The sequence below is a fragment of the Chitinophaga sp. RCC_12 genome, from assembly GCF_041360695.1.
Taxonomy (GTDB): domain Bacteria; phylum Bacteroidota; class Bacteroidia; order Chitinophagales; family Chitinophagaceae; genus Chitinophaga.
In genome coordinates, this window is record NZ_JBFUPS010000006.1 from 206,054 (window position 1) to 229,852 (window position 23,799).

Annotated in this window: 17 protein-coding genes; 8 read left to right on the forward strand and 9 right to left on the reverse strand. The window is 45.8% G+C overall.

The window, feature by feature from the left end; translation table 11 throughout:
* The first annotated feature begins 8 nt into the window (after window positions 1–8).
* Both AB6805_RS19190 and AB6805_RS19195 read left to right on the forward strand, forming a co-directional pair.
* Entirely contained in the window at window positions 9–1,679 is a 1,671-nt protein-coding gene (locus AB6805_RS19190; RefSeq protein WP_370911062.1) for a hypothetical protein, read from the forward strand.
* Window positions 1,680–1,868: 189 nt separating this feature from the next.
* Window positions 1,869–2,525 (forward strand): GIY-YIG nuclease family protein, encoded by a 657-nt coding sequence (locus AB6805_RS19195; protein ID WP_370911063.1) that lies wholly within the window; start codon window positions 1,869–1,871, stop codon window positions 2,523–2,525.
* A gap of 10 nt (window positions 2,526–2,535) precedes the next feature.
* On the opposite strand, the gene AB6805_RS19200 is transcribed toward AB6805_RS19195, so the two are convergent.
* Together AB6805_RS19200 and AB6805_RS19205 are read right to left on the reverse strand one after the other, a co-directional pair.
* On the reverse strand, window positions 2,536–4,173 hold the full coding sequence (locus tag AB6805_RS19200; RefSeq protein ID WP_370911064.1) for a serine hydrolase: 1,638 nt from the start codon (window positions 4,171–4,173) through the stop codon (window positions 2,536–2,538).
* Between the two features lie 92 nt (window positions 4,174–4,265).
* A complete protein-coding gene (locus tag AB6805_RS19205) occupies window positions 4,266–4,607 on the reverse strand; it encodes a DUF6249 domain-containing protein (RefSeq protein WP_370911065.1) in 342 nt (113 codons plus the stop codon).
* A 104-nt stretch (window positions 4,608–4,711) separates the two neighbouring features.
* Here AB6805_RS19205 and AB6805_RS19210 point away from each other — a divergent pair, with 104 nt between their 5' ends.
* From AB6805_RS19210 to AB6805_RS19225, 4 genes are all read left to right on the forward strand, one after another.
* Entirely contained in the window at window positions 4,712–5,299 is a 588-nt protein-coding gene (locus tag AB6805_RS19210) for an RNA polymerase sigma factor (RefSeq protein ID WP_370911066.1), read from the forward strand.
* Complete coding sequence (locus AB6805_RS19215; protein WP_370911067.1) at window positions 5,296–5,616, forward strand: hypothetical protein; 321 nt, start codon at window positions 5,296–5,298, stop codon at window positions 5,614–5,616. The genes AB6805_RS19210 and AB6805_RS19215 overlap by 4 nt, the downstream gene beginning before the upstream one ends.
* 344 nt (window positions 5,617–5,960) lie before the next feature.
* Window positions 5,961–6,833, forward strand: coding sequence for an alpha/beta fold hydrolase (locus tag AB6805_RS19220; RefSeq protein ID WP_370911068.1), 873 nt, complete (start codon window positions 5,961–5,963; stop codon window positions 6,831–6,833).
* A 17-nt stretch (window positions 6,834–6,850) separates the two neighbouring features.
* Window positions 6,851–6,979 (forward strand): hypothetical protein, encoded by a 129-nt coding sequence (locus tag AB6805_RS19225; protein ID WP_370911069.1) that lies wholly within the window; start codon window positions 6,851–6,853, stop codon window positions 6,977–6,979.
* A 153-nt stretch (window positions 6,980–7,132) separates the two neighbouring features.
* Here AB6805_RS19225 and AB6805_RS19230 read toward each other — a convergent pair whose 3' ends face one another.
* Both AB6805_RS19230 and AB6805_RS19235 read right to left on the reverse strand, forming a co-directional pair.
* Window positions 7,133–12,715 (reverse strand): alpha-2-macroglobulin, encoded by a 5,583-nt coding sequence (locus AB6805_RS19230; RefSeq protein ID WP_370911070.1) that lies wholly within the window; start codon window positions 12,713–12,715, stop codon window positions 7,133–7,135.
* Between the two features lie 274 nt (window positions 12,716–12,989).
* Window positions 12,990–14,480: an ATP-binding cassette domain-containing protein gene (locus AB6805_RS19235; RefSeq protein WP_370911071.1), complete on the reverse strand. Its 1,491-nt coding sequence runs from the start codon at window positions 14,478–14,480 to the stop codon at window positions 12,990–12,992.
* Between the two features lie 76 nt (window positions 14,481–14,556).
* Here AB6805_RS19235 and AB6805_RS19240 point away from each other — a divergent pair, with 76 nt between their 5' ends.
* Window positions 14,557–15,018 carry a GNAT family N-acetyltransferase gene (locus tag AB6805_RS19240; RefSeq protein ID WP_370911072.1) on the forward strand — a complete coding sequence of 154 codons (462 nt, stop codon included), beginning with the start codon at window positions 14,557–14,559 and terminating at the stop codon, window positions 15,016–15,018.
* A gap of 227 nt (window positions 15,019–15,245) precedes the next feature.
* Here AB6805_RS19240 and AB6805_RS19245 read toward each other — a convergent pair whose 3' ends face one another.
* The 5 genes from AB6805_RS19245 to AB6805_RS19265 all read right to left on the reverse strand — a co-directional run bounded on the left by AB6805_RS19245 (window position 15,246) and on the right by AB6805_RS19265 (window position 22,385).
* Complete coding sequence (locus AB6805_RS19245; protein WP_370911073.1) at window positions 15,246–16,043, reverse strand: DUF6048 family protein; 798 nt, start codon at window positions 16,041–16,043, stop codon at window positions 15,246–15,248.
* Window positions 16,036–16,512, reverse strand: coding sequence for a DUF6452 family protein (locus AB6805_RS19250; protein ID WP_370911074.1), 477 nt, complete (start codon window positions 16,510–16,512; stop codon window positions 16,036–16,038). Before AB6805_RS19250 ends, AB6805_RS19245 begins: the two co-directional genes overlap by 8 nt.
* A 24-nt stretch (window positions 16,513–16,536) precedes the next feature.
* On the reverse strand, window positions 16,537–19,416 hold the full coding sequence (uvrA, locus tag AB6805_RS19255) for an excinuclease ABC subunit UvrA (protein WP_370911075.1): 2,880 nt from the start codon (window positions 19,414–19,416) through the stop codon (window positions 16,537–16,539).
* Between the two features lie 370 nt (window positions 19,417–19,786).
* Window positions 19,787–21,049, reverse strand: coding sequence for a beta-ketoacyl-ACP synthase II (fabF, locus tag AB6805_RS19260; protein ID WP_370911076.1), 1,263 nt, complete (start codon window positions 21,047–21,049; stop codon window positions 19,787–19,789).
* A 262-nt stretch (window positions 21,050–21,311) separates the two neighbouring features.
* Window positions 21,312–22,385 carry a fatty acid desaturase gene (locus AB6805_RS19265; RefSeq protein ID WP_370911077.1) on the reverse strand — a complete coding sequence of 358 codons (1,074 nt, stop codon included), beginning with the start codon at window positions 22,383–22,385 and terminating at the stop codon, window positions 21,312–21,314.
* A 270-nt stretch (window positions 22,386–22,655) separates the two neighbouring features.
* Between AB6805_RS19265 and AB6805_RS19270 the strand changes: the two genes are divergently transcribed.
* Window positions 22,656–23,672 carry a LacI family DNA-binding transcriptional regulator gene (locus tag AB6805_RS19270; RefSeq protein ID WP_370911078.1) on the forward strand — a complete coding sequence of 339 codons (1,017 nt, stop codon included), beginning with the start codon at window positions 22,656–22,658 and terminating at the stop codon, window positions 23,670–23,672.
* Window positions 23,673–23,799: the final 127 nt, after the last annotated feature.

Sequence of the window (23,799 nt, forward strand, 5' to 3'; positions counted from 1 at the left end):
GTGACCCCATGACAAACAAGATATTCGACTTTCATTTTCATCTGCTGTTTAAACATTATCTCAGCAATGGCACCCCTATAAATGAGCAGGTGAAAACCACCGGCCTGGCCAGTTTGCTGAACGATCTTTTCGGCGGACCGTTCAATAGCCAGTCGTCGCCCGACCAGGTGAAAGACAGCCAGCTCTATCTGGGAGTGGCTTCTATTATCAGCCTGGAACACGCCTTTGCCCGTAGAATTTTGCATGTGCTGGGTATCGACTTCTCCCATATATTACCTTTAAACAAAGACATCATAAATAAAACCAGGGATGGGAAGACCAGCTACTACGCCGAGTTTCAGCAACAGGTAAAAATGTACCTGGATAGTAAGGCCATCCTGGAGCAGGCACCCTATCATATAAAATATACAGGGAGGAAAGATTGGGAAGGTAAAACGCCGCAACAAATAGCAGATGTGCTGAAAGATGATAACACACAACGCTACCTCATCTTTTCTATAGAAGGCGGTCATAATTTATCCGACGTACCTATCCGGGGTGCTGCGTTATCCAGGACGCCGGAGCTAAACCTGAAGGATATCCAGGATAACAGCGAACTGGATTTTATCAGTATTAATCTCTGTCACCTCAGCTATATCCCGGAGCAGCCGCTGGGCGGGTTTGCGCAGGGACTTAACAAGCAGGCGCAAATAGCTTTCAGCAGCGAGGACTTCATGCCTAAAGCCGGTCTCGGACTTACACAGCTGGGAAAAAAGGTAATACGCCAGGCGCTGCTGCATGAAAAGAGACCGGTGCTTATTGATCTGAAACATATGAGCGTATACACGCGGTTTCATTATTACCGTTACCGCGAATCGCTGATCAATGAATCGCCCGCCGTCAACAGGCTGCCGATCATCACCTCTCATACTGGTTTCACCTTCACTTCATTGAATAACTATCTCGCTAAAAAACAATTCAGATCCACCACTGGTCAGCAGGATGGCGTATTGGTGAGTATAGTGGAATCTGAAAACCGGAAAATCGGAAAAACAAACGACAGCATTAATAGCGGTCTTTATGGCAATCCCTGGACTATCAATTTATTCGATGAAGAAATTATAGAGATCATGAGCTCCCGGGGAATGATTGGTATCAGTCTTGACCAGCGTATCCTGGGTGCAGAAAAAATGGTTGACAGTAACCGGCCTGAATATTTTGATCCCGAATACATTGCCCGGGAGGAATGGGAAAAGCTTTTCAGGGATGGTCAACTTCCGGGCGCAGAGAAATTATTTGATTTCCTGAGCATTCCTTCGAGGGCGGAGCGGCACCTGATGCTGTTGTGCCTTCACATTATTTATGCCGTGAGGATCGGGAATACCGGCATGGGATGGGAGCCTGGTACTTCGCCGTGGGATCATATCTGCATCGGCTCTGATTTCGATGGACTGATTAATCCTATCAACCGGATAGATAATATCCTGAAATTATCTGACCTGGCTGCCGGGTTAAAAAAATATTTACCTGTTGCCGATAAATATCTGAATACGGGAGATGGTAACAATGCGCGCTCACTTCGCTACAATCCCGCAGACGGATCCCTGGACATGAATTACCTGGAGGAAGTGATCGGGAAGTTTATGTACACCAATGGGCTGAGTTTTACCGCAAGGTACCTGAGTAACTGGAAGGAATAGCGCCGATTTCAAATAGCTGTATCGTAGTATAAGACCGTTGTTTAATAACCACACTGCACGCAGGTGATGCTCCTCTATGCGCCGCATACACTTCATATTATAATTTAAGATGATTATTCCATTTTGTATATAAGAATCATAGTCGTAAATTGATAACGTAATTATCACCAGCAAGCGCGAAATCACCTCATGGAGCAAGTACAAATTGGTAAGTGTGTGTACATTCTGAATACGGGTAAAAACCTGTATAAGATTGGTAAAACGCAGGACCTGCATAAGCGTCTGGCGGCTTATCATACACACCTGCCCGTAATGTTCCGAGTTATCAGGCAGTATGCAGCGTTGAATATGACAGACCTGGAAGAGAGTCTGCATATTGTTTTTCAGCATAAACGTGTAAAAGGCGAATGGTTTGAGCTCAGCAAGAGCGACCTCATCATCTGCGATAATATTGCCCGGAACTATGCTTTGCAGGCCTTACAGAAGCAGCACCGGAAGTATACTGACATTGCTTTCAGCGACAATCCCCTGTTACAGGTAATGGAAGCCAATGAAAAATATCTGCAGGATTATTCCAGGATTGCTGATGACATTAAGCTGGGACTTAATAATGACGAGGTATTTGAGCTTCATGAAGGCACGGTGAATAAATCCATTATTGAAACGGTGAGGCGATTAATGCGGTACCGCACTCCCAATTCAGAATTTCTAGGCAAATGGCTGCGGGTTGTAAACGAGCTGAGTGATGGCATTAGTGAAAGTACTATTCTTCAAAAATACAAAGGCCAGATCAGCCGTTCCACTATACAAATGATCAAAAGAATTTTACGTAATCAGTTGTATTGATACCGGCGACTCACTCCACTTTTTTTGCGACAGCTATCCCATTCTGAATTTTTGTTAATCCTGTAACGGTTCCGTTTTTATCCAGGTTGAACACCAGCTGCGCATCTAAATTTCTTGCAAAAAAACTGCAGGTATCATAGGGAACTATTTCCTGCCTGATTTGCCTGCGACCGTTGCCTGTGCCATATAACCGGTTACCATCCCGGGTAATGGCAAGAATAAAGTTATCCGGAAACTGATATTTCCCAATGTACCTTTTCAGCGCTTCAGGGGAAATATTTATCGCATACAGGTTGTTCAGTTTAATACCTGTCCGGATGAATGTAACTGCTTTCCCCGCCGTTTCAGAAACGAGCCCGCCGATACTTCCATCTTTCTTCTTCAAAAATTCTATGATGGTCAGGTTGTTCTCAAAATAAAATTTGTCATTCCCAAAAGGGATCAGCTGTTCTTTCGGTCCTCCTTTTACAAAGTACAGGAGTCGTCCATCTTCATAAGATACGGTTCTTTGTCCCTCTGTTGCTGATTCATAGATGGCTGCATATGATTTAAGTTGCGCTATGGGTAACCCGATTTCGTTGGTGTGATAAGGTTTACCGATAGCTATGCCGGCAATTTTTGATCCGATGACTTCAGGGTTATTGTTTTCACAGTTGGTAAAAACAGCCACAAATACTTTCTCCTTTGGCAGATAAACAGTGAATGTTGAGAATCCATTGATCAGGCCATCGTGTTTAATATCCGGGCTTCCCTGGATATTTCCCAGCCACCAACCGTATCCGTAAGCAGTGAAATTTCCATTGTTCAGTTGATGGGAGGTATGTGCTTTTTCCAGGCTTTTTCTACTGAGAACTTTCCCATCCATCAGGGCTTTATTCCAGATGTACAGATCTTCAACGGTAGAAAGAATGGAACCTGCTGAATAGGGTTGTGTCATACTTAGAAAATCGGCGTTCTTATATGTGTCGTTGTCTTTCTGATAGCCACTGATACGGCCGGGGATTATAGAAGCAGTATTGTCGTACCCGGAATTTTTCATTCTTAACGGTTTAAAGAAATTTTCGCTGATATATGTTTCATAGGGCATACCCGAAACGTATTCAATGATATGGCCTAACAGTACATATCCGTTATTATTATAGCGAAAACCTTCGCCGGGCAAAAAGTCTGATGGCTGGTGCTTAAAAGAGTCAATCAGCGCCTGTGGGGTAAAATCACGCTTCCTTGTTTCAGGCGTCCATGCGCCTGCACTGGTATTTATACCCGAGGTGTGGGTAAGCAGCTGTTCGATGGTAACATCCGGCACAGGATAATCCCTGATAAATTTAGTGATCTCATCCTGCAACGATAATTTCCCTTCCTCTGCCAGCTTTAAAATTGCGCAGGCGGTAAATTGTTTGGTAATAGAGCCTATCCGGAATACATGATCGGGCTTCAATGCTATATTCAGCTCCAGATTAGCTTTCCCAAATGCTTTTCTGTAAACAATTTTATTTGCTTTAGCCACCAGCACGGCAGCCCCCGGGCCGGTGGGCGGAAACGTCCGGGTTAACATGGCATCCAGTTCTCTTTCCAGGTGCTGACCAAAGGATATAAGTGGCAGATATATCAGCATGGAATACATCGCTATTATCAATAATTTTCTCATGGTGTTTGTGTTTAATCCTTAAAAAAGAGCAAAGGCTTCCCCTAGCGGGTTAAACCCGCCAGTTCTGGCTGCAATAAATGAAGCAGGAAGTATTACTTTTTCTTATCTATGCTCTTTAGTACAAAATAGGAGACTATCAAACTAATTCCCAAAAACAGGAATATGGTTGCCGGCAGTATAAAATCTCGTATTCCATCAATATTTAATGATCTCAAAAAAGTTCCCAGTACAACTCCCAGGGATATGCCAATACTCACAATGCCAAGAAGCAATATAAATAACAGGTAGTTGGTACCTCCTTTAAAATAGTCAGGAGGAAGTCCTTTTTCAATAATGGTCATTCGCTCTTTATACCTTGTTGTGAAATAGTAATAACTTATCCCGAAAACGACAAGTGCAAGCGAAATGATTAAAGATGCGGACGTTATTTGCATGACTATATTTTTAGATATTTTTGAGTTCCTAATAATAAGACTGCTAAAAAGCCAAAGTGGTCACAATGTGACCACTTCGCTCCCCAGGTAGTCTAAATCATGAGATGGCAACCCACAGAGAAAATAAACAGGAAAATGAAATATGGAATAAAGCCATAAATGGCGATATAAATAGTATTGCCGACTTGGTAAATACCTATAAGGACTTTTCTTTTACAATCGCGAAATCTGTCGTTGCCAATAATGAGGATGCGGAAGAGGTAGTACAGGATGCTTTTATGAAGGCATTTGCAGCGCTGGGTAAGTTCAAACAGGCGTCCAGATTTTCTACCTGGTTATACCGTATTGTTTATAATACGGCATTGACAAAACTCAAAAACAGGAAAACGCCTACTGTGAGTATAGACCAACAGTCCGAAACCGAACAGGATGAGGCTACAGAAAATCATGGATGGAATCTGGTAAAGGATGCGGAAAGAAAAAGATACGTCAGATTAGCGCTCAACAGGCTATCGAAGGAAGACCGGCTGGTGCTGATCCTCCACTATATCGAGGAAAAGAATATTGCTGAAATCTGTGAGATCCTTGGCGCCGGAAAGTCTGCCATAAAGATGCGTTTATTAAGAGGAAGGAAACAGCTGGAAGCCGAATTAGGGTTATTGTTAAACCATGAAACAAGAAATTTACTATGAAAAATAATAATACGTCAGAAGATAAGCTCCCGGCTATCCTGAAAGAAGACGGCATAGAAAAGCCGTCGGAATTCTTCTCCCATCGTTTAATGCAGGCCGTTGTACAGCAACAAAAGGAAAAAGCAGCTGCAGTTTTTAAACCCGTGAATTGGATAGGAAAATTTATTTTGGGTATCCTCTTATCATTCAACCTCCTGTTACTTTATTATTTGAACCCCTTACGGGAGCAATCTGTACTATTCATTGCCATAGCTGCGTTCTTAGCGGGTACATGGGGCGTAATTGCGGTGATAAGGAGATTCCGGTTATCACGTTAAACTATCTGTGACTGATGAATTAAGGGATATGCGTACCGCAGTCCCCTCCGTGGAGTTGACGACTATGCAATCCATGGCTGCTGGTTGATATCCGAGCCTTGATTATTCGTGAAATTATCTGCGGAAGCCAGCGCGATCAGTTTAAAAAGTCAATACCTTTCTATTTTCCCGCTATTCAATTATTCTTTTAAATATATTTTGTACTAATTGGTAAAGTATATATCTTTATACCGGCAAATAACTTCTATATGACACACTTCACGTAATAATTATAAACAAATACCCGTCACAAACGATATTTTTTTAACTAATAATGTACCAAACAGTACAAAAACTACATTCAGATGCAAACACTCACTACTACCCCCGTTCTCCACAAAACAGTTACTGTCAATCATCTCAATATTTTCTACCGCGAAGCCGGTCCGGCAGATGCGCCCGTGATATTGCTACTCCATGGCTTTCCATCCACCTCGCACATGTACCGTGATCTGATCCATGACCTGGCCGGCAGGTATCATGTAATAGCCCCGGATTACCCGGGATTTGGCCAAAGCAGTATTCCTTCGCAATCAGCATTCGATTATACTTTCGATAACCTGGCCCTGGTAATAGAACAGTTTATCGACAAGCTGGGATTAACAAAATTCAGCTGGTACCTGCAGGACTATGGCGGCCCTGTCGCCTTCCGCATCATTAGTAAAAGACCCGAACTGGTGGAAGCGCTGATCATACAAAATGCCAATGTATATAACGAAGGATTAGGCCCGGATATACAGGAAATTGGCGCACTGCAGCAGGCCGGAGATGAGAAAGCATTACTGGCAGCCATTGTGCATAAATTAAGCCTGGAAAAAATCAAGGAAGAACACCTGCTGGGAGCGGCCAACCCCAAAAGCGTGAGCCCGGACAGTTATGAACTGGCACATGCCTATATGTCGAGGCCCGGCGTGGAAGCAGTACAGGTAGCCCTGTTTCAGAATTATGGCACCAACTTCCCCAAGTACCCTGAATGGCAGCAATACCTGCGTACCCACCAGCCACGGCTGCTGGTAGTATGGGGCAAACACGACCGCATCTTTACCTGGCCCGGCGCAGAAGCTTATAAAAAAGACGTGCCCAATGCAGAAGTTCACTTACTGGAAGGCAGCCACTTCGCACTGGAAGAATACCATGAGGAAATAGCTGCCCTGATACACGATTTCTTAAAAAGATAATTACTAAAAAATATTTTATGTCGCACACAAAAATTGCCATCAACGGATTTGAAATAGTAAGCAGTGACATCATCGGCGCCACTACGGCTCCCTCTTTGATGCCACTCAAACAAAAGTATTATCTGCCGGGGAACAACAGATTATAAGAGTGGTGAGCTGGTACGATAATGAGATGGGTTATGTTTCACAGCTGGCTCGTACCGTCATCTATTTTGCCCGGTTACAACAGTAGTAATTTGCTCATAAAAAAAATGCGTCCCGGAAATCCCGGGACGCATTTTTTCTTTACATCTCTTTTTCTACTTCACTACCTCTACCCACTTGCCTGGTGCGAAAGCATGTATGGTATTATCATACATCGCCTCGCAAGAGGTTGCCGGCAGATAATACCTGCCGAGATAGGCTGCGTTCAGCAATACATTATAAGTACGTTTCTTGTTTTCTTCTATGTTGAAATAAGTGTATACCCGGTCGTCACGTATATCCATATACGTAGCCGGTGAAGAATGGAACGCGCTGTCGTTTTCCATCAAACGGGTGTTTATTATTTCCCAGCCGGAAGGGAAGACCTGCGACAGGGCCATTTGTTCGTAGTACCCTCTTTTACCAGGGTTATTGACGGTAACGGTGGCCATAAAATCGCTTCCCTGGCGCAATGTAGCCGGATCCAGCGGTTTGCCATCGCGGGTACTGAAGCTTACCTGCATGCCCAATATATCCGGGTTATTGGTAGCCACGGGTTCCTGACCTGCATCCGGTTGGCCCTGGAGGATAAGGCGCACGTACAACACATTTTGCCCGTTATTCTGGATGCTGATATTGCCCGCACTGCCGTTGACCGCAACAGGTATTTGCGTAACAAAAGATTGCCCGGTTACACTGCCTTTGGTACCGTTAATAGTATACGCAAAACTCATCTTGCTACCGCCCTTGTTGTTGCCGCAATATTTGGCAACGGCAATCAGTGAATAAGCAGTTGTTTGTGTACTATACCACTGGTCGTTTTGCGATAGTTGTGCAGCAATTTGTTTCACGAGTTCATTAGCGCGGTTACGTTGCCCCATGATGGTAAGCGTTTCCAGGATCATAGCTTTGTCGCGCAGATCGGAACCAAAGGTGCCGCCCAATTGTGTATACGCTTTCACCTCGGTGGTAAGTCCCTGGATAAGGGAATTGGCTACTTCCGGCTGACCGGAAAGCTTATAAGCCGCAGCAAGCCGCCATTTGGCCGGAACGGACAGATATTTGAATTCCTTTAACCGGTTCATCGCACCCAGTTCCGGTGATTTGGCCAGTGCGAGCAGGTACAGGCGGTACGACTGTGTAAGATCTCCACCATAAAAATTAAGGGTGCTGGGCGCCCAGGTACCAGCCTTATTACGCTGGTACTTCTTCCACTGATCCAATAATCCCGCTGGTAATGTATAACCTTGTGCCTGTGCTTCTATAAGGAAATGACCGCCATAGTTGGTACCCCACTCATCAGAGTTTCCTTCACCCGGCCAGTAGCTGAAACCGCCGTCGGAAGTCTGGAAACTTTTCAGCCTGTTGATACCCGCTTTCACGTTACGGTCTACTTCTGCCCGCTGACTTTCTTTCAGATCCATCAACTGGTTCAACACCAGTTGCGGGAATACGCCCGAAGTAGTTTGTTCAATACAGCCATGCGGATACTCTATCAGGAATCGCAGGCGTTTGCCCAGGTTGAGCGACGGAATGGTAGATACTTCCAGCACACCGGAGTTGGTGCCTGTCATGCCCACCGGGCTAAAAGCAGATTGCCAGCTCTTATTTCCTTCCAGCGTATTTTCAATAATGTTGGTGATCACCGGGTTGGGATTACGAACATTCAGCTCAATGTTTTCTTCTGCCTTTTCTGCACCACTGGTGGCTGTTACTTTTATTTTAGCCACGCCCGTTTGCGGACGTACTTTTACGTCGAAGTATACAATTTGTTCCCCGGGTTGAGAGAAGGTCACTGTTTTGGTTTGTTCACCTACAACTTCCAGTAGTGAGCTGGTAGATAAACTAACATTTACATTACGGATATTGGGCTCCAGGCCAAACACGGTTACCGGTACCTGGATGGTTTCTGACGGACCAAGTACACGTGGTGCGGTGGTGAGCAGCATCAAAGGTTTCTTTACCGCTACCGCTTTTTCAGCAAAGCCATAGGCGCCGTCCTGCCCGGCTACCACCATTGCTTTTACTGATCCTATGTATGGCGGCAGCTTAAATTTATGTGTTTGTTTTTGTCCTGTTTTCAGGTAGAAGGGACCCATGTATTTTACCACAGGCTTAAAGCGATTGGCTTTAGCGCCACCGGCATTTTTATCCAATCCTTCGTCACCGCCTATACTCAGGATGCGGTCCATATCCGCTCCCCAGGCGCCTATTACGTAGTCGAACAGATCCCAGGTTTTTACGCCGAGTGCTTCCCTTGCATAGAATGCATTATGAGGGTCCGGTGTTTTGAAACGGGTAAGATCGAGCAGGCCTTCATCTACAATAGCGATGGTATAGGTCATTGGTTTGCCATTACCTTCACTTACGGTGATGCTGGCTTCTGTTTCGGGCTTCAGCTTGTCGGCCATGGTGATTACCGGTTTCAGGATAGTGCCCGGATCCTCAATAGAAATCGGAATGGTACCATACATACGGATTGGCAAATCGTTGAGGGTTTGCGCATGTGGTTGCAGCAAACTAACGTTCACGTATATATTGGGCGTCATCGATTTTTCTGCCTTGAATTTAAAGGTCGTTTGTCCCTGTTTGGTAGTGATCCAGTATGTTTTCAGCACTTTACTGCCGGATTCAATACTTACTAGTCCGCGGCCGCCTTCACTGCTTGGAATGGTGAGGTTAATATCATCGCCGGTTTTGTAGGTTTGTTTATCGGATGTGAACACCAGCATGGAGGCCTCTGCAGGATTATCCTTCTGCATCCTTTCCGCCCAGCCCGGCCAGTCGATATACACCGCCTTACCTGCGGTATGACCGCTTTGCAAATCTTTCACCCGGATCAGGTACCGGCCCCAATCCGGTGAGTTTACGCGCAGGTCCCATTTACCTTTACCATTCTGCAGGGTAACGGTTTCTTTACTCAGCAGCTGATTATAGCTGTCTTGTGTGAAGTTGGAATAGTCGTCCTGTTCACCTTCATCCCACCACCATCTCCATTTGATCTTGTATAATTCTACCTGTACTTCGCGGCTGCCGGTTGTGAGATTGCCATTGCCGTCTACATCTACCAGGTCGATCGAATGCGGGCGGTCCGTGAGCAGCATGCCGGTAGTCCGGTCGCCTGCAGGAATGCGTATGCCGGCGTAGGAAGTGAAAGGATTATAAGGCATGGAGAAGTGGTCGATACTGAAATCTCCTCCCGGTTCAAATACTTTTACTTCAAAGTTAGCTTTCAGCTGGCCGGGTGCTACCTTACCCAGTTGAATATCTGCATTCACGGGAGCGCTGCCGCTTTCACTCAGCGGGCCTTCAAAGATGGTTTTATTTTCTGCTTCGAAATGGGTTACCGGGTCGTCGAAAGCGTAGTCCCCGAATTTAGGGAAGCTGGTGCTTTGTTGTACCAGCGATACATCCACTTTGGCTTTCAGATGCTGTGCAGTGGCGCCAAACAGCCACATGGCAGATAAGTTACCTGTAGCGCTGCCTTTCGACAAGGAAGTGATACTGCCGAAATCCATTTTTATTTTGAGGCGGTTAGGCTTCACCGTTTCAATGCGTACATTTTTCTGGAAGGTGGCACCGCCTACTTTTACTTTTGCCACCCAGTTGCCGGTTGGATCATCCGGTGCAGTAGCGGTAGCAAAGCTGTAGAAGCCATTTAGTCCTTCGTGCTGATTGATCCGTTTGTAGAGTTGCCCTTTAGGATTATATAATTCCAGTGAAACAGGGTGGTCTGCCGGTAATTTCTCCCCTTTATCTTCCAAAATAAAAGTAAGATAAACGGAATCGCCCGGACGCCATACACCACGTTCGCCATAGAGGAAGCCTTTGATACCGTTTTGTACTTCTTCTCCTTTCACATCAAACCGGCTTAATGGAAGCGAGCCGCCATCGTCGAGTTTAAGGTACCCTCTTTCATTTTCTTTTTTGGCGATGAGCAGGTAGGGTTTGCGTTTCAGATCAAAGGACGCGAGTCCTTCCCCATCACTTTTGGTTTTGAAGATGACCTGGTTTTGATAGTCAAGTAATTCCAGTTCCACTCCGATGAGCGGTTTGGTATCGCGGATATCGGTTACAGCCACCAGCATGCTGTTATCGTTTCCTCTTTTGGCGATAAGACCGATGTTGGAAGCAATCACATTGCGGGATGCCCATTTGTCTTTGCTGTAGTAGGAGTTGGAGCAGGCATCATTGCGGCGGTCCCAGTTATAGCCATATGGATAGTAGCTGTCGTACCGTTGCCAGAACGAGTCATCATCATCAATTTTTTCTCCGCCATAATATTCTTCTTCTCCTTCCTCATCGGAAGACGCATTGTCACCGTCCTTGGTAGTATCTGCCGAGCAGGCGGTCATGGCGTATGATTTCCGGAAGCCGATAGTAATGCGGTAAATGGCGCCGGGTTCGGTGCGCAGCATTTTATCCAGGTCCAGGAAGAAGCGGTTCTTCTTATGCAGGTTCACAGATTTATCTCCATCAAGGCGGATAGTTTTCTCTACTACGGGCTTGCCTACACGACGGAGCTCCTGGCTGCCGTCGAGGTCATTCCGCTGAAGATACTGCGGCACATTATTCTCGTAGATTTTTATAATGGAAACGTCCACCGCATTGAGGTTCACCGCTTCAAACGGCATCACCAGCTTATTGCTTTCCGGGAGAATTACGCCTTTGCCGGGAATGCTCACGCTGGGTAAAGTATTTTCAAAGTTAACGTTGGCGCTGAAGGTTCTACCTAAGCGTTTATCCGTGATGTTTATAACGCCTTCATTTACGATTACATTATAGTTTCCTTCCAGCCGCACCGGTGCATACACTCTTACTTCGCTGCCATCAATGGTGTAACGCAGGTCGCTTTGACCACTGATGCCGATCAATCCTTCCAGGGTTTGGGCCATACTTACGGGGTCCGAAAACTGTACCAGGAGATGTTGCTCCGGATCTGAGAGCGCTTTTACATTCAGCACTTTAAAGTCGCCGATAGCGGGAACTTCGATGGTATTTTTCCCGGTATTATCCACTTTCAACGATCCGCCGTTCCAGCTCAGTTCCATGTTACGGGCAATGTTAGCCCGTGCAATGTTGGCAATGGTGAAGCGGGAAGTACGTTCTGCGGCGTTGTGTTGCCAGGTAATAGGTAAGCCTTTACCGGCGTATTGTGCGGTGAGTATTTTTTCAATCGCCTGCGGGTCTTCCACATCCGCTGTATAAATAGCGCCGGTGCAGGTCATGCGGTCGAGCGTATTATTAGTGCTGGCTTTCAGCCCATCATTCTCTATAGAGAATGATGGCTTGATGATCTTGAATTCAAAATCAAATGATTTGAGTTCCTTGGGCACTTCCAGTATTTTGCCAAGTTTAAAGTTGGCTTCATACGTTTTACCGGGTTGCAGGTTTTCATCCGGTCTGAATTCGATGGTGGTGGCATCAATCCAGTAAGCCTTTCCTTTGATGGAAGGGGAAAACTCAAATACTTCCTTCTCCAGGGGTTCGTTCTGGGTATGGGTTACATTGGTTTGTGAGGTGAGGTGAACACGGATAGCGCTTTGTTTGGAAATAATCCCCGCGGTATATGCCTCAATGTACCGGGCAAATTCGGGGTTCATTTCTTTCTTCGCCGTACGGCAACCATTGATCACAAACAGGGCGGCCAGGAATAAAAACAATGCTGCTACAGCGGTAAGCCTTTTTGTTGGGTGCATCGGGAAAGCAGATTAGGTGATTAACTATTAGGTGCGAATGTCGGGAATTTTCTTTAAACGCGGATTTTGTCTTTCTCAGGATTACGCTGATTTTTACTGATTAGCTGGATTTTTACTTTTGGATTTTTTTTGATTTTCTTACTGATTAATATAACTAAGGGAGATAAGAGCGATATATCCGCTTCCATCTCCCTTAATCCTTTATAAAATCCAAAAGTAAAAATCCAGCTAATCAGTAAAAATCAGCGTAATCCTGAGAAAGACAACATCCGCACTACACCATTTCACCCTTGTTCAACCGGATGAACTTATCTACACACGAAGGCAGTTCATCTTCGTAGTGGGTAACGAAGATGAGTGTTACCGGCATGTGTTCACACAACTGTTCTATTACTTTTTTGAAATGTAGCTTTTGTTGGGTATCCAGTCCCTGGCAGGGTTCATCAAAGATCAGCAGGGGTGGATTTTTAACCAGCGCGCGTGCCAGCAGGGTTAAGCGCTGGGCGCTTTCAGGCACCTGTTTGAACGGCGCTTTTTCATGTTCCGCTATATTGAGAACGCTCATCCAGTCGCGGGCCACCTGTTGTTGTGCAGCAGTAGCTGGCCTGGTGCTGCCGATTACGTCGGAGAAGCCGGAACATACTACCTGGAGGCAGTTGTCGCGGGAGGTAAAATACTGGTGTAATTCAGGGGAAACGAAGCCGATTTTTTTCTTGATATCCCAGATGCTTTCGCCGCTGCCCCGCTTCCGGTCGAACAGCCAGAGCTTATTGGCATATGCCTGCGGATTATCCCCATTTACAAGACTCAGCAGCGTAGATTTACCGGCGCCGTTGGGACCAAGCAGTGCCCATTTTTCGTTTGGTTTTACCGTCCAGTTGATGCCATTCAGGATGGTGTTTTCACCGTATTTAATATGGATGTCTTCCATCCGGACAATGGTGTCGAATTGTTGCTGCTGACTGTTTTGCACCAGCGCGGCTATCTTATGGGCTTCCATTTCCGGCAGCGCTATTGCTGTTGCTGCGGGCAGCGGCAGCTGTATAAATTCACTGCGTGTATACTTACCTGTTATACCGCCATTTTCCAGGGTAAGGACATGTGTAATATGCTCAGGAATTTCATGGGGGGCGGTAGCAAGCAATACGGTGGCGCCGCCGGCAATGATTTCATTGATCATATTGCTGAAATCTTTCCTGGCCTGCACATCCAGCCCGATGTAGGGATTATCCAGCATAAGCAGTTGCGGCTGTTGGATGAGGGCACGTGCAATCATTACCCGGCGGGTTTCGCCATTGGATAATTTGATGAGCCGTTTTTCCAGCAGCGGGGCGATGCGGAGCGGCTGGAGTAATGCCGGTACTTCGGTGAGTTCCAGGTATTCCATTACAGTAGGTGAATTATCAGCGTCCATACTATTGAAGCGTTGCTGATAATAAAAATCCGTGGTAGTATTGGAGAGGTTCCGGAAGGTATGATGATGTCCCACCATGGCTACCAGGTTACGGTAATTAAACCAGGGATCTGTGACGGTATGTTGCCGGCACCACTCCTCGTAAAAGTGGTAATGGATACTACCATTGATGATATTAAATTTACCAAGAATGGTATTCAGCAGGGCTGTTTTACCGGAACCGCTGGGTCCTGTAATGGCCCACTGCTCTCCTTTGTTGATCTGCCAGGTGAGGGTATTGAATAATGTTTTATCAAGATACCTCACCGTAATGTGTTCCAGCGAGAGGAACGGTGTTTGCTGTTCTGCCATAGTTTGAACGATTGGGCTCAATATTCTTCTGTCGGATATAAAATTAATCCGATTATTGAAAGCTTCCACTAAATTTATGGCAAAGCTTGAGGGTATGATCTGGAATATAAAATCATTTGAGGAGTTAACTACTGCCGAACTCTATGCTATCCTGCATTTGCGTAGTGAAGTATTTGTGGTGGAGCAAAACTGCGCCTACCAGGACCTGGACTATTCCGACCAGAAAGGACTGCATTTAATGGGAACAGATGAAGAGGGCCGGTTGCTGGCATATACCCGTATTTTTCCGCCGGGGATCAAATTTAAGGAGGCATCTATCGGCAGGGTAATTACATCCCCGCTGGCCCGTGGCAAAGGTGCGGGAAGGGAATTGATGGAGCGCTCTATTGCAGCGTTGCAGAAGCATTATGGCGTGATTCCTATCCGGATAGGGGCACAGCAATATTTGCAACGGTTTTATACTTCACTGGGATTTGAGCAAACCAGCGATACTTATATGGAAGATGGGATTCCTCACATTGAGATGCTGCGGCGATGATCGCCGCGGAGGTTGTCTTTCTCAGGATTACGCTGATTATACTGATTACCTGGATTTTTACTTTTTGATTTTATAAAGGATTAAGGGAGATAGAAGCGGATATTCGCTCTTATCTCCCTTAATTATTATTTTAAGAAAATCTAAAAATCTAAAAAAAATCCAAAAGTAAAAATCCAGGTAATCAGTATAATCAGCGTAATCCTGAGAAAGACAACCTCCGCACCGCGTTATCGCTTAGGTATTTTCTTCTTCTTCACTTCTTTATCGGGCGCGTGTTCTTTTATCCGGTAGAAAGGGATGGCGTATGAAATGGTGTATTGCACATCAAAAACTGATCTTTTAGAACCGTTACCAAAACCGGGAATGACGAGTGGCGTCATGTTATCGGTTTTTACGTTGTTAACCAGGATGCGTTCCCGGATGTTCCAGCCCATGAAAAAGTTCTTGAGCACTTCTACTTTCAATCCTACCAGGAGTTCCACCCAATGGGCATTCACTGCGGTTTTGGGGACGCTGCCCGTGAGATTATCGCCCCAATAGGTATTTTTAATGGAGTAGGTGGGAACCGAATAATTAAAATGAGAGAATCCATAACGGAAGCCCACATAGAACATATTCTTTTCGGAAACATATTGCCTTTTCAGAAAATTATAATCAACACCCAGGGTTACAAACATACCATTTCCTTTGTAGGTATAATTGGTATCGCTGTATGGGGTATTGGCATATCCGGCTTCAAAGGCAGCGTAAAGATTACTGTTGATACGAGCATCTGCCACAGCAGTTACTTCTTTTCTGTAAGGATAATAGATAGCAGAAACGATACGGCTAAGATCCACTCCTATCCGCACTGCACCCGGAATAAACCAGGAGCTGTCTTTATGCGCCAACACCGCTGCTTTTGCTGAATCAGCCAGCACTTTATGCGTGGTATCAGCTTTAACAGCTTTGGGCAGCGTATCCGTTTTAGCGGCGGCCGGCTTGTTTTGTGCCATGGCAGCAACGCTGAGCAGGATACTAGTCAAAAAAGAAATACAAAGTAAGATGCGTGTCATTACTGCTAGTTACGGACTTATTATTAATTACGACAGAATCGATAGTATGCATGGTGGTGATAACGGTATCTATATTAAAATAGGTACCAAAGCCACATCCGGGGGAAATAAAATGCTGTTGCCGTGTATACCTGATCTTTAAAGTATCAGGTACAAAGCTGGAATCCACTTTCACGTAAAAGAGGCTGCTGTCTGCTATCGGCGATAACTGGAAGAACAGGTCGCCCAGTGCCTGACTTTTGTAAATGGTATCTCTGCCAAATGCATATGCGGTTACTTTGGGCATAACAGTATCAGATAACTTGTCATTGAGTTTGCGCATAAGATGCGTATGGTAATCATTCCGTAAAGTCTGATCGCATACTTTCGTTTCATTTTCACAGGCAATGATGCCCGCGAAAATGAAACAGGTGAGTAATATCTGGTAGATGCTTTTCATTGCTTGTTTACAGTTGGCAAGATATTAAATTCCCAGCTCCTTTTTGAGGAATCTGGCGGTATGACTTTCTTTGCAGGTACTTACCTGTTCTGGAGTGCCGGTACATAAGATGGTACCGCCGCCGCCACCGCCTTCCGGCCCCAGGTCTACAATGTAGTCCGCCATTTTAATAACATCCAGGTTATGTTCAATGACCAGTACGGTGTTGCCCCTGTCTACCAGTTTGTACAGTACTTTTAACAGCAGCTGTATGTCCTGGAAATGCAGTCCCGTTGTTGGTTCATCGAGTATATAAATGGTCTTGCCGGTATCTTTCTTGGATAGTTCGGTGGCCAGTTTTACCCGCTGCGCCTCGCCTCCGGAAAGGGTTACGGCAGATTGTCCGAGCGTAATGTATCCGAGTCCCACATCCTGCAGCGTTTTTATTTTGCGGTAGATCCATGGTACCGGCTGGAAAAATTCCACGGCTTCGTCTACTGTCATGTCCAGCACATCGGAAATGGATTTGCCTTTATAGCGGATTTCCAGCGTTTCGCGGTTGTACCGGCGACCGTTACATTTTTCGCAATGCACATATACATCCGGCAGGAAGTTCATTTCGATCACGCGCATGCCGCCGCCTTCACAAACATCACAGCGACCGGTTTTTACATTAAATGAGAAACGGCCAGCATTATATCCCCGGATCTTAGCCTCCGGCACGGAAGCAAAGAGGGTCCTGATGTCGGTGAAAAATCCGCAATAGGTAGCCGGGTTGCTGCGCGGGGTACGGCCTATGGGCGACTGATCAATTTCAATCACCTTATCTATAAACTCCAGTCCCTTGATGCTTTTGTAAGGCATGGGAACCATCTTTGAGTCGTAAGCGTGTTTAGAAAGAATGGGATACAGGGTTTCATTGATCAGGGTAGACTTACCGCTGCCGGAAACGCCGGTAACACAAATGAAAGTGCCCAGGGGCAGTTTCAGGTTTACATTCTTCAGGTTATTGCCGGTAGCGCCTTTCAGCTCGAGGAAATTACCATTGCCTTTGCGGCGTTGTTCGGGTACTTCCGGGGTGGCGTTACCATTCAGGTATCCGGCGGTGGGTGTATTGAGTTTAAGTATTTGTTTGGGCGTACCCTGTGCAATGATCTGGCCACCGTGAACACCGGCGCCGGGACCGATATCTACCAGGTGATCCGCATGGAGCATAATGTCTTTGTCGTGTTCCACTACAATAACGGTATTGCCCATGTCTTTCAGGTTGCGGAGGGCATCTATCAGCTGCATGTTATCGCGCTGATGTAAACCGATACTGGGTTCATCCAGGATATAGGTGATGCCCATGAGCTGGGATCCTATCTGGGTGGCGAGGCGGATACGTTGCGATTCGCCGCCGCTGAGGCTCCGCGTGGGGCGGTTCAGCGTGAGGTAGTTTAATCCTACGTTCAGCAGGAACCCGAGTCTTTCACGAATCTCTTTCAGGATATCTTTGGCAATTGCATTTTGTTTTTTCTCAAGACGGGTTTCGATATTTCCAAACCAGGCCAGGAGCTTATCCAGGTCCATGTTACCAAGTTCAGAGATATTTTTTTCATCGATCTTAAAAAACAGGCTTTCCTTTTTGAGGCGGGCGCCGTTACATTCAGGGCAGGTGCTTAGTTTCATGAAACCTTCTGCCCAGCTGCGTACATGATCGGAGGAGGTGTCGTTAAAATAACGGCGAACCATGTTTACTACTCCTTCGTATTCAGTGGCGTATTCGGTGCTGCCGTTGTTTTCTCCAAATTCAAGGTCTACTTCCAGTTTGCCGTTTTCGTCGCCAAACAACAATACGTTGAGGGCTTTTTGCGGGATGCTGGAAATAGGGGCTGTTAAGGAAAATTTATACTTTTTGGCGAGTTGTTGTACCTGTTTAAAGGTAAAGGTATCGCGTGCTTCGCCTAATGGTTTTAGTCCGCCGTCGGTGATGGATATGTTGTAATCCGGGATTACTTCGTCCATATCTATCTGGTAGATGGTGCCAAGACCTTTACAGCGGGGACAGGCGCCATAGGGGGAGTTAAAGGAGAACGTGTTGGGGCTGGGCTCTTCGTAGGAAAGGCCGGTTTCCTCACACATCAGTTGTTTGCTGTACTGGCTCACTTTATTGGTATCGTGGTCCATGATAAACAGCAGTCCTTTCCCCATGGTGAGCGCTTTTTGTACGCTCTGGCTGATGCGGGTGCGCGCATCTTCCTGAACCTGGATTCGGTCTATCACGAGTTCAATGTCATGGATCTTGTAGCGGTCCACCTGCATTCTTTCTTTCAGGTCTTCTATTTCCCCGTCAATCCGCACTTTGAGGTAGCCTTGTTTACGTACCTGTTCAAACAGTTCCCGGTAGTGGCCTTTTCGTCCGCGTACAAGCGGTGCGAGGATGGCCAGCTTTTTATTTTTATAATGTTTGAAAACATGCGCCAATATTTCCTCTTCTGAGAAGCGGGTCATGGGTTTGTTGGTATTGTAGGAATAAGCGGTTCCGGCGCGTGCGTAGAGCAGGCGGAGGAAATCGTAAATCTCCGTGATAGTACCAACGGTAGACCGTGGATTTTTATTGGTCGTTTTCTGTTCTATAGAAATAACGGGAGAAAGTCCGGTGATTTTATCCACATCGGGCCTTTCCATATCGCCGATAAACTGGCGGGCATAAGCGGAAAAGCTTTCCATGTAACGGCGTTGTCCTTCTGCATAGATGGTATCAAATGCCAGTGACGATTTTCCACTGCCACTGATGCCGGTGATCACTACCAGTTTATTTTTGGGCAACTGCAGGTCCAGGTTTTTCAGGTTATGCTCCCGGGCGCCAAAAATGGCTATTTGTTCGTCTGCCGGGGCTTGCGCAACGGAAGTATCGGGTACATTCTCTTTTTTCTTTGCCATAATATTAAACTACTAAGCTACGGCATAATTGCGAATTTTCGGTTCTGTAATGCTAAGAATTTTAGCGAAGTGAGGGGAGGCGCCTTCGGCGCCTTTAAATTGTCTTGGAGCAGGATTTTGGGATTAACCGTAATTGCACTGATTTTCCCACGTCTTGTTATAAATATTTCGGGGAGATAAACTAGGATTAAATTGATTTTACCCCTTGGTGATTATTAACGGGGTTGTTAACAGATTCGGGGAGATAGAAGCGGTTTTATCCGCTTTTATCTCCCCGAAATATTTATAACAAGACGTGGGAAAATCAGTGCAATTACGGTTAATCCCAAAATCCTGCTCAAGACAATTTAAAAGGCGCCGTAGGCGCCGCCTACGCCTTATATTTTTTGAATATTACAATCGCGTTGTGTCCGCCAAAACCGAAGGTATTGCTCATGGCTACGTTCACCGTACGTTGCTGTGCCTTACCGAGGGTGAGGTTCAGGTTGGTAGGGATGCCTTCACCCAACACGGAAGTGTTGATGGTGGGTGGAATGATATCTTCCTGTGTGGCTTTGATACAAGCGATGGCTTCAATTGCGCCGGCCGCTCCGAGCAGGTGACCTGTCATGGATTTGGTAGCGCTGATATTGAGTTTTTGCACATGGTCACCAAAAGCGGTAACAATGGCTTTTAATTCGCTGAGATCTCCTACTGGTGTGGAGGTAGTGTGTGAGTTGATATAATCCACATCAGTAGTAGCGATGTCGGCATCTTCCAGGGCCTGTTCCATACCTAAGCGTGCGCCCATGCCTTCCGGATGGGTGGCTGTGAGGTGGTAGGCATCGCAGGTCATGGCGCCGCCAATCATTTCTCCATAGATGGTAGCACCTCTGGCGATAGCATGTTCATATTCTTCCAGGATAATAGCGCCTGCGCCTTCACCCATTACAAATCCGTCGCGTTCTATATCGAACGGGCGGGATGCATGTGCTGCATCTTCATTGCGGGTGGATAAAGCTTTAAGGGCATTGAATCCGGCAATACCGGCGCGGGTTACAGGGGCTTCAGAGCCACCTGCCACAATTGCGTTGGCTTTACCCAGGCGGATGTAGTTAAAAGCATCTACCAGGGCACTGGTAGAGGAAGCGCATGCAGAAACTGTACAGAAGTTGATCCCCATGAAACCGTATTTCATAGCTATCTGGCCTGCTGCAATGTCACATATCAATTTAGGGATAAAGAAAGGGTTGAATTTAGGGACAAAGTTGGCCTGTGTAAATTCAACGATCTGTTCTTCGAACGTAAGCATCCCGCCATTGCCTGATGCCCAGATCACCCCAATTTTAGTTTTGTCGATGTTGGCATTATCGAGGCCGGCATTCTGTACTGCTTCCTGTGCAGCCGCCATAGCGTACTGGGTGAAGCAATCCATTTTGCGGGCTTCTTTCTTTTCCATATATTTTTCCACCTCAAAACCCTTGACTTCACAGGCGAATTTTGTTTTAAACTCTGTGGTGTCAAATTTAGTGATGGGGCCGGCGCCACTAACGCCTGCCTTCATATTGTTCCAAAAAGTATCTACATCATTCCCGATAGGTGTTAATGCTCCCAATCCGGTAACCACAACCCTTTTCAGTGTAACAGTACGCATATTTTTTACTTTAATAAAAAAAGTTAGAGCGCAAATTTAGTTACTTATTGTTATGATTAAGCATATTCATTAAGATAATATAATATAACTTTTTGGAATTTACGATGAAGCGCTGTGCAGACGCGGGTTCGTACGCATGAGGGCGCAGGATCTGACAGTTCCCTTACTCTTTTCCCGGCATTTTCATCTTAAAAATGTGAGAATGCAAGGGAATTGTAACCTTATAAAAGGAAAATCCTCCCGTAAATGGACAGTAATATTATCAGGCTGCAGCCACAGCTGCCGGTACAGGCAGTGCGGTAATTTTACGGGTACGCTGCTTCAGGAAGCAAATGATTTCAGCATCTGTCTGGAAGCGGTCGCCGATATTCACAAAGTGTTTTGCCAGCAGGTCGTAACGTTTGCCCATAAGGAAGGCCCATACATGCAGGAAATGGATGCCATCAAACACGATAGCTTCGTTACTGATATATTCGTCCAGTGTTTTAGTGAAGTATACAGGATGCTCTGTCCAATGCATGTTTGGTTTTACGTGATGACTGATATGATAGCCATCGTTCCAGCATTTGTGGTTATATTTTGTATTGATGCAGGTGATGCTGTTTTTATAGGAATTATCCGGTTCCTCGGGGCAGATAAAAGCATGTTGCGCCCAGTTGCCCACCATCATGATCACGCGGGAAATCATAAACGGTAATATAAATACCACGAAAGTAGCAGGGAAGTTGATAAAGGATAAACCAACGCAGGCGCCGAGAAACAATACTTCCCCCCTTACCAGTTTTACCATCAGTTTACTTCTTTTTCTCTGTAAATGATAGCGGGCGGTATCATAAACACCGAAAGTGATAAAGCTTCCCAGGTAAGAAAGAAATCCACGGAGGGAATCGCGCTGGTAGATCATGGTGCAGCTATCATCGTCGGGCATATTATTTTCCGGATGATGCATGCCAATATGATGAGAATAATAGCCTTCCGGCGTTTGGCCGAACAACGGACCGATGGCCCAGGGCAGATAATTATTCCAGAACTGGTATTTTTTTTCAAAGAAGGCGCGGTGGCTGGTGCAATGCAGCATCAGGCCAAAAGGCCCTTTGAAAGTAAAGTTATTCAGGAACTGGTAAGCAATAGCTGCGCCCCACCAAACCCAGTTATTTATTCCGGGAATATACATGAGGATAGCCAGCGGCCAGAGGGTGAAAGTAATTTTCAGTGTCAGGTACACAAAGGGAAGGTCGCGTTCATCCCTGATCCAGCTTTTGAAAAGGCGGTCAAGTGCAGTTTCATGTATAGGCTTGATGTAAACCGGGTCAGTAAGTTGAGAAAGTTGCTTCATATGCTCAGTGTATTTTTACTACTGTTGTAATAATGTTGGCCAGGAGCCGGTAGATTATTATAACGTTCCCACGGAAGATATATTATGCCGTACAGGGTTACTGAAGATAACCATTTTTTTCTTCCCTGGTAGTAATTACAGGTATTTTTGTAATTTCCGTTTCAATGTGTATCTGTCAGAGGGTAACATACCCTGTAATATGTAATAGATGGATGTGTGGGAATGTCCAGGTAATTCCATTTTCATATATGCCAAAACCAATCACTATACATGAAGCGATTAACCCTTAAGGATGTTGCAAAAATGGCCGGAGTAGCGCCTTCCACGGTATCTTTCGTTTTAAACGGAAAGGGAAAGCAAATGCGTATCCGCGACGAGGTAGCCACCAGGATCATGCAGGTGGCGGAAAAATCCGGGTATGAGCCTCACCGTATGGCGGTGAATCTCCGTACCGGGCAATCCAAGACCCTGGGTCTTATCGTGGAAAGTATTTCCGGAAGTTTTTTTGCAAGTCTTGCTAAAACAATTGAAACGGAAGCAGAGCGCAAAGGATACAATGTGGTGTATTGCAGCACCGAAAACAATGCGCAGAAAGGCGGGGAATTAATCCGTATGCTTGGCCGGCAAATGGTAGACGGTTACCTGATTACACCTGCACCAGGTATGGAAAAAGAAATCCAGCAACTGGTGCACCAGCATAAGCCGGTAGTGCTGATGGACAGCTATTTTCCATCTATCAAAACGCCTTATGTACTGATCAATAACTTTGACGGTGTGCAACAGGGGATGAAACACCTGATAGGCAAAGGTCTCACCAAAATAGGCTTTGTAATGGTGGATGTGAAACTGATACAACTCGAAGAGCGCCTGCGGGGCTACACCACTGCACTGAAAGAACATAAGATCCCCGTAAAGAAAAAACATATCCTGCAGTTGCAGTACCACCGGCAGCGGGAAGACTCGCTGAATGAGCTCCAGGCCTTTATAGAAGCCAACCCGGAGCTGGACGCCATCTTTTTCTCTACCAACTACCTGGGTATCCTGGGACTGGAAGTAATCGCCAGGATGGGATTGAAGATGCCGGATGATATTGCCGTGCTCTGTTTCGACGATCATGATATCTTCCGTTTATATCCTCCCGGTATATCGGTGATAGAACAGCCGATAGAAGGTATTGCCAAAACGGCCATAGACCTGCTTATGCATCAGCTGGACAAAAACAGCGGGCCAATGAAGAAAACGGCGATAGAATTACCCGGAAAGTTCATCCTACGGGGATCGGCTTAATTGCCGGTACCGCTCGTAAAAAAACCATTAAATACTTGCAAATGCTGGAAAAATATTTATACTTTTAGAACCGGCTATTGTCGTTTAAGAGAAAAGGATTCGATGAATCTTTTTTTTCTGTACCTAT